Source organism: Xanthomonas sp. NCPPB 3582, assembly GCF_041475735.2.
Lineage (GTDB): Bacteria > Pseudomonadota > Gammaproteobacteria > Xanthomonadales > Xanthomonadaceae > Xanthomonas > Xanthomonas codiaei.
In genome coordinates, this window is the sequence record NZ_CM192968.1 from 80,001 (window position 1) to 93,568 (window position 13,568).

The window sequence follows — 13,568 nt, forward strand, 5'->3', positions numbered from 1 at the left end:
CACACTTAAGAATTTATACGGATCAGCGTTGAGGCTGGTACGTGTTCTTTTATAACTTATGACGTAGCGAGCGTTTGAGATATCTATCTAAACGTGTCGTTGAGGCTAAGGCGGGGACTTCGAGTCCCTAGAAATTGAGTCGTATGTTCGCGTTGGTGGCTTTGTACCCCACACAACACGGCATGTGACCCCGAGGCAACTTGGGGTTATATGGTCAAGCGAATAAGCGCACACGGTGGATGCCTAGGCGGTCAGAGGCGATGAAGGACGTGGTAGCCTGCGAAAAGTGTCGGGGAGCTGGCAACAAGCTTTGATCCGGCAATGTCCGAATGGGGAAACCCACTGCTTCGGCAGTATCCTGCAGTGAATTCATAGCTGCTGGAAGCGAACCCGGTGAACTGAAATATCTAAGTAACCGGAGGAAAAGAAATCAACCGAGATTCCCTGAGTAGTGACGAGCGAACGGGGAGCAGCCCTTAAGCTGGAATGGCTTTAGAAAAACAATCTGGAAAGATTGGCCATAGAAGGTGATAGCCCTGTATTTAAAAGGGCCACTCCAGTGAAGACGAGTAGGGCGGGGCACGTGAAACCCTGTCTGAATATGGGGGGACCATCCTCCAAGGCTAAATACTCCTGACCGACCGATAGTGAACCAGTACCGTGAGGGAAAGGCGAAAAGAACCCCGGAGAGGGGAGTGAAATAGATCCTGAAACCGTGTGCGTACAAGCAGTAGGAGCTCGCAAGAGTGACTGCGTACCTTTTGTATAATGGGTCAGCGACTTACTGTTCGTGGCAAGCTTAACCGTATAGGGGAGGCGAAGGGAAACCGAGTCTGATAAGGGCGCATAGTCGCGGGCAGTAGACCCGAAACCGGGTGATCTAGTCATGGCCAGGGTGAAGGTGCCGTAACAGGTACTGGAGGCCCGAACCCACGTCTGTTGCAAAAGACGGGGATGAGCTGTGATTAGGAGTGAAAAGCTAATCGAACCCGGAGATAGCTGGTTCTCCTCGAAAGCTATTTAGGTAGCGCCTCATATGTATCCTCTCGGGGGTAGAGCACTGTTATGGCTAGGGGGTCATCGCGACTTACCAAACCATTGCAAACTCCGAATACCGAGACGGACTGTATGGGAGACACACGGCGGGTGCTAACGTCCGTCGTGAAAAGGGAAACAACCCAGACCCACAGCTAAGGTCCCAAATTCACTGCTAAGTGGAAAACGATGTGGAAAGGCATAGACAGCCAGGAGGTTGGCTTAGAAGCAGCCACCCTTTAAAGAAAGCGTAATAGCTCACTGGTCGAGTCGGTCTGCGCGGAAGATTTAACGGGGCTAAGCAGTGAACCGAAGCTTGGGGTGCATAAAACTTGTTTTATGCGCGGTAGAGGAGCGTTCCGTAAGCCTGCGAAGGTGGATTGAGAAGTCTGCTGGAGGTATCGGAAGTGCGAATGCTGACATGAGTAACGATAATGCGGGTGAAAAGCCCGCACGCCGAAAGCCCAAGGTTTCCTTGCGCAACGTTAATCGACGCAGGGTTAGTCGGTCCCTAAGGCGAGGGCGAAAGCCGTAGTCGATGGGAAGCAGGTTAATATTCCTGCACCTCGCGTGAGTGCGATGGAGGGACGGAGAAGGTTAGGTGTACCGGGCGTTGGTTGTCCCGGGGAAAGGCGGTAGGTTTGGATCTTTGGCAAATCCGGGATCCTTTAAGACCGAGCACCGAGACGAGCCTTTATGGCGAAGTCACTGATACCACGCTTCCAGGAAAAGCTCCTAAGCTTCAGCTCACGAAGACCGTACCGTAAACCGACACAGGTGGGTAGGATGAGAATTCTCAGGCGCTTGAGAGAACTCGGGTGAAGGAACTAGGCAACATGGCACCGTAACTTCGGGAGAAGGTGCACCCTTTTTGGTGGCTCGTGCGAGCTATAGCTGAAGAGGGTCGCAGAAACCAGGCCGCTGCGACTGTTTATCAAAAACACAGCACTCTGCAAACACGAAAGTGGACGTATAGGGTGTGACGCCTGCCCGGTGCTGGAAGGTTAATTGATGGGGTCAGCCGCAAGGCGAAGCTCTTGATCGAAGCCCCAGTAAACGGCGGCCGTAACTATAACGGTCCTAAGGTAGCGAAATTCCTTGTCGGGTAAGTTCCGACCTGCACGAATGGCGTAACGACAGCGGCGCTGTCTCCACCCGAGACTCAGTGAAATTGAAATCGCTGTGAAGATGCAGCGTTCCCGTGGCAAGACGGAAAGACCCCGTGAACCTTTACTATAGCTTTACACTGAACGTTGAGTTCGTCTGTGTAGGATAGGTGGGAGGCTATGAAACTGTGGCGCTAGCTGCAGTGGAGCCATCCTTGAAATACCACCCTGTCGTGCTTGACGTTCTAACCTAGATCCGTTATCCGGATCGGGGACCGTGTATGGTGGGTAGTTTGACTGGGGCGGTCTCCTCCTAAAGAGTAACGGAGGAGCACGAAGGTACGCTCAGCGCGGTCGGACATCGCGCACTGTGTGCAAAGGCATAAGCGTGCTTGACTGCAAGATCGACGGATCAAGCAGGTACGAAAGTAGGTCTTAGTGATCCGGTGGTTCTGTATGGAAGGGCCATCGCTCAACGGATAAAAGGTACTCCGGGGATAACAGGCTGATACCGCCCAAGAGTTCATATCGACGGCGGTGTTTGGCACCTCGATGTCGGCTCATCACATCCTGGGGCTGTAGTCGGTCCCAAGGGTATGGCTGTTCGCCATTTAAAGTGGTACGCGAGCTGGGTTCAGAACGTCGTGAGACAGTTCGGTCCCTATCTGCCATGGGCGTTGGAAGTTTGAGAGGGGCTGCTCCTAGTACGAGAGGACCGGAGTGGACGAACCTCTGGTGTTCCGGTTGTCACGCCAGTGGCATTGCCGGGTAGCTATGTTCGGAAGCGATAACCGCTGAAAGCATCTAAGCGGGAAGCGCGCCTCAAGATGAGACTTCCCGGGGCACAAGCCCCCTAAAGGAACCATGTAGACTACGTGGTTGATAGGTCAGGTGTGTAAGTACAGCAATGTATTGAGCTAACTGATACTAATGATCCGTGCGGCTTGACCATATAACCTCAAGTTGCCTTGGTCCCAACGAACGTTGGTAGATCATCAAATGCAAGCTACGTCATAAGTTACCTATGCGAGACTGGCGCTGTGAAGCGCTGCTCCAACCGTCTCCCTGGTGAAATTAGCGCTGTGGAACCACCCGATCCCATCCCGAACTCGGAAGTGAAACGCAGCTGCGCCGATGGTAGTGTGGCTCAAGCCATGCGAGAGTAGGTCATCGCCAGGGGCTTTACCCCAAACCCTCAGTCCGATAGGACTGGGGGTTTGTTTTTGCACGCGATTTGAGGGCCTCGACACGTCCAACCATCCTCGCCAAGGTGCTCTGCCCCTCGATCCTGCGGCAGCCCGGCCAGGCGGCCGGCTCATCGCCCCACCACCTCCGCCAATGCGGCAGCGCGCAGGTTGCTTTTGCTACGCATACCTCCATGTTCTGCTTTGCCGGGGATGACCGGCGGTACTGGATGATGCGATGCCGGAGTTGCCTGAAGTCGAAACTACTGTGCGTGGTCTGGCACCGCATCTGGTCGGGCAACGCATCCATGGCGTCATCCTGCGTCGTCCGGATCTGCGCTGGCCCATTGCAGAGCAGATCGAGCGTCTGCTGCCCGGCGCCACCATCACACAGGTGCGTCGACGTGCGAAGTATGTACTGATGGATACCGACGCTGGCGGGAGTGCGTTGCTGCACCTGGGCATGTCGGGCAGCCTGCGGGTACTGCCGGGCGATACCTTGCCGCGCGCGCACGACCACGTGGACATCAGCCTGCAGAATGGGCGTGTCCTGCGTTTCAACGACCCACGCCGGTTCGGCTGTTTGCTATGGCAGTCGGACACGCAAGCGCATGAATTGCTTGCTGACCTGGGGCCGGAACCATTATCCGATGCATTCACCGGCGATTATCTGCATGCGCTGTCGCGTGGGCGCCGTGCAGCCGTCAAGACCTTTCTGATGGACCAGGCTGTGGTGGTTGGTGTCGGCAATATCTACGCGGCCGAAAGCCTGCATCGCGCGGGAATCAGTCCGTTGCGCGAAGCCGGAAAGGTGTCGCTGGACCGGTATCGCCGGCTGGCCGCTGCCGTCAAAGAGATACTTGGCTACGCCATCCAGCGTGGCGGCACCACGTTGCGGGACTTTATCAACCCGGATGGCGCACCCGGCTATTTCGAGCAGGAATTGAGTGTGTATGGCCGTGAGGGCGAGCCCTGCAAACAGTGCGGGCGGGCCTTGAAGCACGCCACCATCGGGCAGCGGGCAACGGTGTGGTGCGGCAGCTGCCAGCGATAGGCGCTGGCGTGGTGGGCTGACGCCGTAGCTGCGCGGCTAGTGTCCCGGCAAGGACGGCGCGACAATCACGGGCCTTACGCCTGGAATCGCCACATGCCCGGAATGCCGCGCCGCTTGAAGTCGCTGTGGATAGCCATGACGTTGACGCTGCTGCCCTGGAGCCTGGCGCAGGCCGATGCGCCGAATCACCAAGATACCGCAGCGGTAGAGCGCATCCGCCTGAGCAACGAGGTGCTGGAGCTGAGTCTGACGCCGGCATTCGGTGGGCGCGTGCTGTCCTTCAACCTGCGTGGACAACCCAATGTGTTGAAAGTGGGAACCGCCGTGGAGCGGCTGCCGGCACCGGTGGTGTCTGCCACCGCTGGCGATGTGCCGTATCTAGGACACGACGTGTGGGTGGGACCGCAGAGCCAGTGGTGGGTGCATCAGCAAGTCAATCCGCAGCGCCAGGCCGCGGCTGCGGTGTGGCCGCCGGACCCGTATCTGTCGCTGGCGACTACGCGCGTGGTCACCCATGGGCCGAGTCGGGCGAGTCTGCAAGGCGTACCCAGCCCGGTGACGGGCGTGCAGCTGGGCAAGCACATCGCGCTCTCCGGGACGCGCGCGGACACCGTGGAGCTGCGCGCCACCGCGCGCAATATCCGCAAGCAGGCGATCGCCTGGGATCTGTGGTTCAACACCCGGGTGGCAGCGAGCACGCGGGTCTTCGTACCGGTGGCCAGCACGGCCGATGTGCGGGTGCAGCCAGCAGCAGAGCCGGGGACGACAGCGCCGACCTTCTCGCACCACGCAGGCGTCCTTGCACTGCGCGCCGACGCGCGTCACGACGGCCTGATCCAGCGTGGCAAGCTGTTGCTGCAGCCATCGGCAGGTTGGATGGCCGGGTTTGCCGGAACGCAGGTCCTGGTGATTCGCTTCGCGCACCAGCCATTGGCGTCGATCCATCCCGAGCAGGGTCAGGTGGAGTTGTATCTGGATGCGCCGCCACAGCATCCCGAACAGGGCTTGCTGGAAATGGAGGTGCACGCGCCGTATCGCCAGCTGGCGCCGGGCGCGCAGATGCAGGCGCAGGAGCAGTGGACGGTGTTGCCGTACGCCGGGCCCGATCAGGTGCAGGCACAGCGGCAGTTCCTGTGCAGCAAGGCCACGGAGCTGGGCCTGGACCATGCCTGCGTGGCTGCATCCGAGGGGCCTTGAACCCGCATGCGCGTCCACGCCGGGCTGTGGCTATGATGTCGCCATTCCTTAGCTCAGACCGATGCGCATGCAACGACGCCACTTCCTGAAAAATGCCGCTGCCGCCCTGGCCGCGCTCGGTTTACCGGCAGTGCCGCAGTGGGCATTGGCGGGCAAGGCCGTGGGCCTGCGTCGGCTCGGCCAGCCGCAACCCTTCGACTATGCCTGGCTCAAGGGACAGGCGCGCGCATTGGCTGCCGCACCGTACAAGAGCCACAAGCAGGTGTTGCCCGGCCCGCTGGAGGCATTGAACTGGGATCAGTATCAATCGATCCGCTATCGCCAGGATCACGCGTTGTGGGCCGACGGCAATGGCAAGTTCCAGGCGAAATTCTTCCACCTGGGGCTGTACTTCCACACGCCGGTGCATATCTACGACATCGTCGATGGCAAGGCGCAGCAACTGGCCTACGACCCGGCTGCGTTCGACTACGGCAGCAGTGGGCTGGGGGGCAAACAGCTGCCCAAGGACCTGGGATTTGCCGGCTTCCGGCTCAATACGCGCAAGGACACCGAGCGCGACTTTGCGGCGTTTCTGGGCGCGAGCTACTTCCGCGCCGTGGGCAAGGAAGGCCAGTACGGGCAGTCCGCGCGCGGGCTGGCCATCGACACCGGAACCGGTGGCCCGGAGGAGTTTCCGGACTTCATTGCCTACTACCTGGAACAACCGGCCGACGCCTCCGATACCGTGGTGGTGTACGGCCTGCTGGATTCGCCCAGCGTTGCCGGCGCCTATCGCTTTGCCATCACCAATGGCGACGTGCTGGTGATGGATATCGACAGTGCGTTGTACCCGCGCAAGGCCATCGAGCGGCTGGGCATCGGCCCGTGTACCAGCATGTACCAGGTTGGCGAAAACGATAGCCGCATGGACTGGGACTGGCGGCCGGAAATCCACGACACCGATGGCCTGGCGATGTGGACCGGTGGCGGCGAATGGATCTGGCGGCCGTTGTGCAATCCGCCGCAGCTGCGTTTCAACATGTTCGTGGATGAGAACCCGCGCGGCTTCGGGCTGCTGCAACGCGACCGCAACTTCGACCATTACCAGGACGACGGCGTGTTCTACGAGAAGCGCCCGTGCCTGTGGGTGGAGCCCAAGAGCGGCTGGGGCAAGGGGTCGGTGCAGTTGGTCGAGATTCCGACCGTGGACGAGACCTTCGACAATATCGTGGCGTTCTGGAACCCGCAGGCCAAGCCACAGCCGGGGCAGGAACTGTTGCTGGGGTATCGCCTGTACTGGGGCGCGCAGCCGCCGGCCAGTTCGCCGCTGGCGCATTGCGTGGCCACCCGCACCGGGCTGGGCGGTATCGTCGGGCAAAAGCGCAGCCACTTCTCATGGCGGTTTGCGGTGGATTTTGCCGGGGGCGAGTTGCCTGCCCTGGTCAAGGAGGCAAAGACCAAGGTCGAAGCGGTGATCCAAGTGTCGCGCGGCACCACCGAAATCGTCTCGGCGCGCCCATTGCACGAGCTCAAGGGCTACCGGGCGATGTTCGACCTGGTGCCACCGGACGAGAGCACCCAGCAGATCGACATCCGTCTGTACCTGCGCGCCAATGGCAAGCCCTTGACCGAAACCTGGCTCTATCAGTGGACACCGCCACCGGTGAGCGAGCGCAAGCTGTACTGAATTCGCGTGCCGGGCATGCGGAACGCGCGTTGCCGTCGTCGACCGACGGCAACGCGCGCGACGGTGCAGGAGCGCTGCCGGTGTTGCCGCAGCGTCAGCGCGCTCAGGCCGACGTCGTGCCGTTGATCAATTGCAGGCGCGTGCGCGGCCGTGCGCAGGACAACTCCACGCCAAAGCAGGTGCCGTTCTTGCCGCTGGTGATGCGCAGCTCACCCTGGTGCGCCTGTGCGATCTGCGCGGCCATGTGCAGGCCCAGATCCACTTCCGGCACCGCGCGGCCGGCGCTATGCACGTGCGTGGAAGCGTGGAGCACATCCAGCCGGCGTGGATCGATGCCATCCAGATTGCAGACCTCAAGCCGCAGACGGCCCTGTTCGGTGACCGCCACCGCCTTGATCAGCGAACTCTGCTGGCCCTGCACCACCGCGTTGATCATCATGCTGCCGAACATCTGCGCCAGCCGCACCGCATCGCCATGCACCGGTTCGTCGATGGCCACGTGCGTGGACAGCACCTGATTGGGATAGGCGGCACGGGTTTCGTCGACCACCTGCGAAAGCGCGTCGGACAGATCGCTGCCATTGCCGTAGTCCAGCTGCAGCCAGTCGCGCTCGATGCCGCGGGCGAAATCGCAGGCGAAGTCGATCAGCTCTTCCATGCGCTGCAAGCTGCGCTGCATCGAACGGATGGCGCCGCCCTGGCGCTGGTTGATCGGGTCGATGGCGAGCATGTCCACCACCGCGTGCATGGACTGCAGCGGGTTGCGCAGGTCGTGCCCCAGGATGCCGATGAATTCTTCGCGCAGCCGCGCCGAGGCGCCGGCGCGACCGAGTTCGCTGCGCGCGCGTTGCGATTCCTGCGCACTCTCCTCGGCGCGCTGCTCGGCCTGGATCTGTGCGCCCAGCAACTGCGCCAGCAGCTCGACCTTCTCCACCAGCTGCCGGTCCATGACCCGTGGCAGCGGATCCAGCGCGCACAGGGTGCCGAATACGCTGCCATCGTCGAAGCGGATCGGCACCGAGACATAGCTTTCGAAGCCGTACAGCCGTGGCGACGGATGGTCGCGGTAGACCGGGTCGTCCGAGGCATGGCCGAACCAGACCGCGTTGCCCTTGACCCGCACGCTGTCGCAGAACGTGGTGGCCAGCGGCAGTTCGTCGCCCGGCACCAGACCGAAGGACAGCTCGTCGCGCACCTGGCAGGTGATCCAGCGCGCGTCGGTCACGCGCGCGACCGCGGCAAAGCCCATGCCGGTCAGACGGGTGAGAATGGTCAGGACATCCGGGACCGATGAGAGCCGGCCAACGCGCGCGATATCGGCGCGGAGCTCAGCGGGAAGCGGACCCATGCATTGCCTCCCCAGAAGTGGATGCCCGCCAGTTTACAGCACCACAGCCGGGCCTGGTTGGGCATCAGGCCGCTGCCACACAGGCATCAGGATATGCCTGTCGGTCGGCGCCGGGGATGCTGCGGTGTGCATGCCCGCGCGGGTCTGGCGATGGCGATGAATGGTATAGCTGGGGAATGCGAGGCCGCGACCGCGGTGCGCGCTCCCGAGCAGCGTCCCATGCCTGCCATCGGCGTGCGAGCCGAGCGGTAAGGCGGCAACCTAGCTGCTGGCAGACGGCAGCGGCAGCGCGATCTGCAATGGATCGATGCGGCCTTCGCCGCGCATGATCTTCTTGAACTCGGCGCGGCTGACCGAGACGTAGCGTTCGTTGCCGCCAATCTCCACCTGCGGGCCGTCCTGCACGGCGTGGCCGTGCGCATCCACGCGGACGGTCATGGTGGCCTTGCTGCCGCTGTGGCAGATGGTCTTGATCTCTTCCAGTTCGTCGGCCCAGGCCAGCAGGAACTGGCTGCCTTCGAACAGCTCGCCGCGGAAATCCGTGCGCAGGCCGTAGCACAGCACCGGGATGCGCAGCCGGTCGACCACCTCGCTCAATTGCCAGACCTGCGCGCGGCCAAGGAATTGCGCTTCGTCCACCAGCACGCAATGCAGCGGCCCGTCGGCGGCGATGTCGCGTTCGACCAGCTGTTGCAATTCGGTGCTGCGGTCGAACGTGCGCCCGTCCGCGCGCAGTCCGATCCGCGAGGCGACCACGCCGCTGCCGGCGCGGTGATCGAGCTTGGGCGTGAGGATCAGTGTGCGCATGCCACGCTCGCGGTAGTTGTGCGCCGATTGCAGCAAGGTGGTGGTCTTGCCGGCGTTCATCGCCGAATAGTAGAAATAGAGCTTGGCCATTGGGCGATTTTAGCGGGCCGGGCGGCGGGATGCGGAAGGCCGGCGTTGTCCGGGCTGGCCGGCCGATGCAGCAGCATCAGATGCAACAGCATCAGTCGCCACCACGCATTGGGCGAACACGCTGCGGCAACGGCGGCGCTTCCCGGCGCCGCATGAACCCGCTGCGCCGGCCAGCCGCTGCCCGCCCCGGTACAATGGCGCGCTCTGTCGGAAGCCTCTATGCACGGTCTCAATCCCCCGCAAAGCGCCGCGGTGCTGCACTGCGAAGGTCCCCTGTTGGTGCTGGCCGGTGCCGGCAGCGGCAAGACGCGCGTGATCGTGGAGAAGATCGCGCACCTGATCGCCACCGGCCGCTACCCGGCCAAGCGCATCGCCGCGATCACCTTCACCAACAAATCGGCCAAGGAAATGCGCGAGCGTGTGGCCAAGCGCATCCGCGGCGACGGCGCCGACGGTCTGACCATCTGCACCTTCCACGCGCTGGGGTTGAAGTTCCTGCAGATCGAACATGCCGCCGCCGGCCTGAAGCGCGGGTTCTCGATCTTCGATTCGGACGATGCTGCCGCGCAGATCAAGGACCTGATGCATGGCGCCAAGCCCGATGCGATCGAGGACGCCAAGAACCTGATCTCGCGCGCCAAGAACGCCGGGCTCTCGCCCGAGCAGGCCATGGCTGCGGCGCGCAGCAATCGCGAAAAAGAAGCCGCCAGTCTGTACGAGCGCTACCAGGCGCGGCTGACCACCTTCAATGCGGTGGACTTCGACGATCTGATCCGCCTGCCGGTGCAGATCCTGGAGGCCAACGAAGAGATCGTGCTGGGCTGGCGCGAACGCATCGGCTACCTGCTGGTGGACGAATGCCAGGACACCAACGATGCGCAGTACCGGCTGCTGAAGATGCTGGCCGGCCCGCGCGGCAACTTCACCTGCGTGGGCGACGACGACCAGAGCATCTACGCCTGGCGCGGCGCCAACCCGGAAAACCTGCAGCAGATGGGGCGCGATTATCCGGCGCTGGAAATCATCAAGCTGGAGCAGAACTACCGCTGCTCCAACCGCGTGCTGCGCGCGGCCAACGCGTTGATCGCGCACAACCCGCACGAGCATCTGAAAACGCTGTGGAGCGACCAGGCCGACGGCGAGCGCATTCGCGTGTGGGAATGCCGCGACAGCGAGCACGAGGCGGAAAAGGTGGCTGCCGAAATCTCGTTCCTGGGCACCGCCAAGCAGGTGCCGTGGAGCGATTTCTGCATCCTGTTCCGCGGCAATTTCCAGTCACGGCCGCTGGAAAAGGCGCTGCAGTTGTTGCGGGTGCCATATCACCTGACCGGCGGCACGGCGTTCCTGGAGCGGCAGGAGGTCAAGGACCTGCTGTCGTGGTTGCGCCTGATCGTCAATCCGGACGATGACGCCGCCTTCCTGCGTGCGGTGCAGTCGCCCAAGCGCGAAGTGGGTGCGACCTCGCTGGCGCGCCTGGCCGAGCTGGCCAGCGGCAAGTCGGTGCCGATGTCGCGTGCGGCCGAGTCGATGGGGGCATTGCAGCAGCTGCCGCCGCGTGCGGCCAACGGCCTGAGCGCGTTTACCGACATCCTGCGCGAGATGCGCCAGCACTCCACCAGCATGCCGGCGGGCGAACTGGTACGCATGCTGGCCGACAAATCCGGCCTGCTCAACGATCTGCGCAACCAGTCCAAGGACGAAACCGGCTTCCAGCGCCGCAAGCGCAACCTGGACGAATTGGCAGAATGGTTCGAAGGTGGGCCGCGCGGCGCCAGCGCCAGCGATCTGGCTGCGCAGCTGGCGCTGCTGTCGCGCAACGACAAGGACGATGGCGGCAACCAGGTGCGCATGATGACCATGCATGCATCCAAGGGCCTGGAATTCCGCTATGTGTTCATCGTCGGCTGCGAAGATGGCGTGCTGCCGCACGAAGTGAGCCTGGAAGAAGGCAATCTGCAGGAAGAGCGCCGCCTGTTGTACGTGGGCATCACCCGCGCCAAGCAGCAGTTGTGGATGAGCTACAGCAAGCTGACGCGCAAGTTCGGCGAGCATGTGCGGTTGAAGCCGAGCCGGTTCTTCGACGAGATTCCGGCAGCGGAGCTGCAGCGCGACGGCGCCGACCCGGTGGCCGATGCCGAGCGCAAGAAGGAACGCGCCAGCGCGGGGTTGGCGGCGATCCAGGCGTTGTTCGACTGAGCACGGCGGACAGCGGCTCCCCTTACGCCGCCTGCGCTCGCTGTGAGCTGGGCGACGATGGCGGTGAGGCCGCCACCGGCGACCTGCGGCAGCGGGCGTGACGGTGTGCGATGACGTCCGGCTTGTCAGTGCCACTGCCGCACGGCAGTCTGAGGTTCCCGCCAACCGAGCGCGCCGTGACCGTCATCCTCGAAACCGCACGCGTGCGCTTGCGTCTGCTCGACCCCGAGCGCGATGCCGAGGCGATGCTGGCGCTGGTCAACGACCCTGCGTTCATCGCCGGCATCAACGACCGCGGCATCCGCACGCGCGAACAGGCGCGCGAGCATGTGCGCGAGTGGGCGCAGGCGCATCAGCAACAACACGGCTTCGCGCACTGGGCGCTGGAAACGCGCGAGGCAAGCACCTTCATGGGCACCTTGGGCCTGCTGTGCCGCGAGACCTTGCCGGTGCCGCATATCGGCTTTGCGCTGTTGCCCGCGTATCGCGGCAGGGGCTATGTGACCGAAGCCGGGCGTGCGGTGCTGGCGCATGCGCACCAGGTATTGGGACTGACGCAGGTGTGCGCGATCGTTTCGCCAGGCAATGCCGATTCGATCCGCGCGCTGGAAGCGCTGGGGCTGCGCTATGAGAGCCTGCGGGTGCTCAGTCCCGGCACCGAGGCGGTGGCGTACTACACGATCGAGCTCGGCCCTGCTGGCGTGGACAGCTGAGCGGCGCTGCGCCACCCTGCCGGCTGTTTCCATCGCAAAGGGGGCCCGCATGGCGCTGTTGATCAACGCCTATTCCACGCTGCGCACGCCGCTTTGGCCGGAGTTTCTGCCGCAGGCCGCCGTGCAGCATCGCGACCACGCCGATCCAGAACTGGCCGCGCATCTGCACGGCTTTGTCGGCTATGTGAGCCAGGCCGGCGATGGCCAGATGACCCAGGCGCGCTATCACCTGATGCGGCATGTGCAGCGGGTGCGCCAGCACTTCAGCTTCGAGGTGGACGATGCGGCGTTCGGCGCGCTGGCGCAGTGGGCCGAGCAGGCCAACGCGGTGTGCTTCCTGGCCGACGGCAGCGTGCGCGACCCGCAGGGCCGGGTGCTGGTCAGCCAGGGCGAGCCGCCGTTGGATGCGCAGGCGCAGCTGCCCTATCCACCGGACGCGCTGGCGCGCCGCGCGCGCCAGCACGACCAACTGGCAGCGTTGGGCATCCGCGTGCCACCGAGCCTGCCGCCGGTGCCGGGGCAGGCCGAGGCCCGCCTGCGGACGCCGGACAGCATTGCCGCGCGCATGCTGGCGTTGTTTGCGGTGGCGCTGCGGGCGGAAATCCTGGCCGCCGGCGATACGCCGCCGTCGCTGGCCGACATGGCCGAACGCCTGCCGGGACTGCAGGCTGCGCTGTCGCCACAGGAACAGGCATTCTTCGGACACCCCCAGCCGGATGCGCAGCAACTGGCCAACTTCGGCTGGCGCTACGAAAGCCTGGCACTGCTGCAATGGGCGGTGGGCATGACCGACACCCTGCCGCTGCCCACCGGTCTGTGCGATGTGCCCGGCGTGGCGCAGCGCGCGCTGGAGCGCGCCAAGATTCCCACGGCACCGCCGCCAACGCTGCGCCCGGTGCCGGAGCTGCTGGATGCGCTGGACCGCCACCTGCGCCTGCACTGGGCAGTGCGCCAGGCCGGGCAATCCGGTCAGACGGTCCCCGCCGGCATCGTGCCCGGCGTGGTGTACGAGCGGCATTACGCGCTCAACTGGCTGCTGCACTTCGAAGACGCCGACTGGGACGAGGTGGATACACCGACCTGAGCGTCGCGAGCGCCGCTGCGACCTCGGCGCTGCGTGGGGCTTGGCGCACTGCACCCGCCTGGCGTTGCGTCTTCGCGCCTGCCTC

General features: G+C 63.4%; 8 protein-coding genes and 2 rRNA genes. 8 read left to right on the forward strand and 2 right to left on the reverse strand.

Going from position 1 to position 13,568, the window contains the following annotated elements; all coding sequences use genetic code 11:
• Window positions 1-212 precede the first annotated feature (212 nt).
• The 5 genes from ACCQ05_RS00335 to ACCQ05_RS00355 all read left to right on the forward strand — a co-directional run bounded on the left by ACCQ05_RS00335 (window position 213) and on the right by ACCQ05_RS00355 (window position 7,245).
• Window positions 213-3,093: ribosomal RNA gene (locus ACCQ05_RS00335) — 23S ribosomal RNA — on the forward strand.
• Between the two features lie 112 nt (window positions 3,094-3,205).
• A 5S ribosomal RNA gene (gene rrf / locus ACCQ05_RS00340) occupies window positions 3,206-3,320 on the forward strand.
• Window positions 3,321-3,563: 243 nt separating this feature from the next.
• Window positions 3,564-4,379 carry a bifunctional DNA-formamidopyrimidine glycosylase/DNA-(apurinic or apyrimidinic site) lyase gene (gene mutM / locus ACCQ05_RS00345; protein ID WP_228962700.1) on the forward strand — a complete coding sequence of 272 codons (816 nt, stop codon included), beginning with the start codon at window positions 3,564-3,566 and terminating at the stop codon, window positions 4,377-4,379.
• Window positions 4,380-4,514: 135 nt separating this feature from the next.
• Window positions 4,515-5,576, forward strand: a complete 1,062-nt coding sequence (locus tag ACCQ05_RS00350) for a DUF4380 domain-containing protein (RefSeq protein ID WP_228962699.1) — start codon at window positions 4,515-4,517, stop codon at window positions 5,574-5,576.
• A 67-nt stretch (window positions 5,577-5,643) separates the two neighbouring features.
• Complete coding sequence (locus ACCQ05_RS00355; RefSeq protein ID WP_372392551.1) at window positions 5,644-7,245, forward strand: OpgD/OpgG family glucan biosynthesis protein; 1,602 nt, start codon at window positions 5,644-5,646, stop codon at window positions 7,243-7,245.
• 103 nt (window positions 7,246-7,348) lie between these two features.
• On the opposite strand, the gene ACCQ05_RS00360 is transcribed toward ACCQ05_RS00355, so the two are convergent.
• Window positions 7,349-8,593 carry a GAF domain-containing sensor histidine kinase gene (locus tag ACCQ05_RS00360; protein ID WP_228963944.1) on the reverse strand — a complete coding sequence of 415 codons (1,245 nt, stop codon included), beginning with the start codon at window positions 8,591-8,593 and terminating at the stop codon, window positions 7,349-7,351.
• A 261-nt stretch (window positions 8,594-8,854) separates the two neighbouring features.
• Window positions 8,855-9,490 carry a thymidine kinase gene (locus tag ACCQ05_RS00365; protein ID WP_104541313.1) on the reverse strand — a complete coding sequence of 212 codons (636 nt, stop codon included), beginning with the start codon at window positions 9,488-9,490 and terminating at the stop codon, window positions 8,855-8,857.
• Window positions 9,491-9,709: 219 nt separating this feature from the next.
• On the opposite strand from ACCQ05_RS00365, the gene ACCQ05_RS00370 reads away from it, so the two are divergent.
• From ACCQ05_RS00370 to ACCQ05_RS00380, 3 genes are all read left to right on the forward strand, one after another.
• A complete protein-coding gene (locus ACCQ05_RS00370; RefSeq protein WP_228963947.1) occupies window positions 9,710-11,686 on the forward strand; it encodes a UvrD-helicase domain-containing protein in 1,977 nt (658 codons plus the stop codon).
• A gap of 176 nt (window positions 11,687-11,862) precedes the next feature.
• Window positions 11,863-12,399 (forward strand): GNAT family N-acetyltransferase, encoded by a 537-nt coding sequence (locus ACCQ05_RS00375; protein ID WP_228963949.1) that lies wholly within the window; start codon window positions 11,863-11,865, stop codon window positions 12,397-12,399.
• A gap of 49 nt (window positions 12,400-12,448) precedes the next feature.
• The gene (locus ACCQ05_RS00380) at window positions 12,449-13,483 is read left to right on the forward strand and encodes a DUF4272 domain-containing protein (protein ID WP_372360285.1); all 1,035 of its coding nucleotides are present in this window, start codon (window positions 12,449-12,451) and stop codon (window positions 13,481-13,483) included.
• The last annotated feature ends 85 nt before the right edge of the window (window positions 13,484-13,568 follow it).

Excerpts from the sequence above, each read along its gene's own strand:
- ACCQ05_RS00380 (WP_372360285.1), top strand. The coding sequence starts at position 12,449 with ATGGCGCTGTTGATCAACGCCTATTCCACGCTGCGCACGCCGCTTTGG.
- ACCQ05_RS00355 (WP_372392551.1), top strand. The coding sequence starts at position 5,644 with ATGCAACGACGCCACTTCCTGAAAAATGCCGCTGCCGCCCTGGCCGCG.
- ACCQ05_RS00360 (WP_228963944.1), bottom strand. The coding sequence starts at position 8,593 with ATGGGTCCGCTTCCCGCTGAGCTCCGCGCCGATATCGCGCGCGTTGGC.
- ACCQ05_RS00370 (WP_228963947.1), top strand. The coding sequence starts at position 9,710 with ATGCACGGTCTCAATCCCCCGCAAAGCGCCGCGGTGCTGCACTGCGAA.
- mutM (WP_228962700.1), top strand. The coding sequence starts at position 3,564 with ATGCCGGAGTTGCCTGAAGTCGAAACTACTGTGCGTGGTCTGGCACCG.
- ACCQ05_RS00350 (WP_228962699.1), top strand. The coding sequence starts at position 4,515 with ATGACGTTGACGCTGCTGCCCTGGAGCCTGGCGCAGGCCGATGCGCCG.
- ACCQ05_RS00365 (WP_104541313.1), bottom strand. The coding sequence starts at position 9,490 with ATGGCCAAGCTCTATTTCTACTATTCGGCGATGAACGCCGGCAAGACC.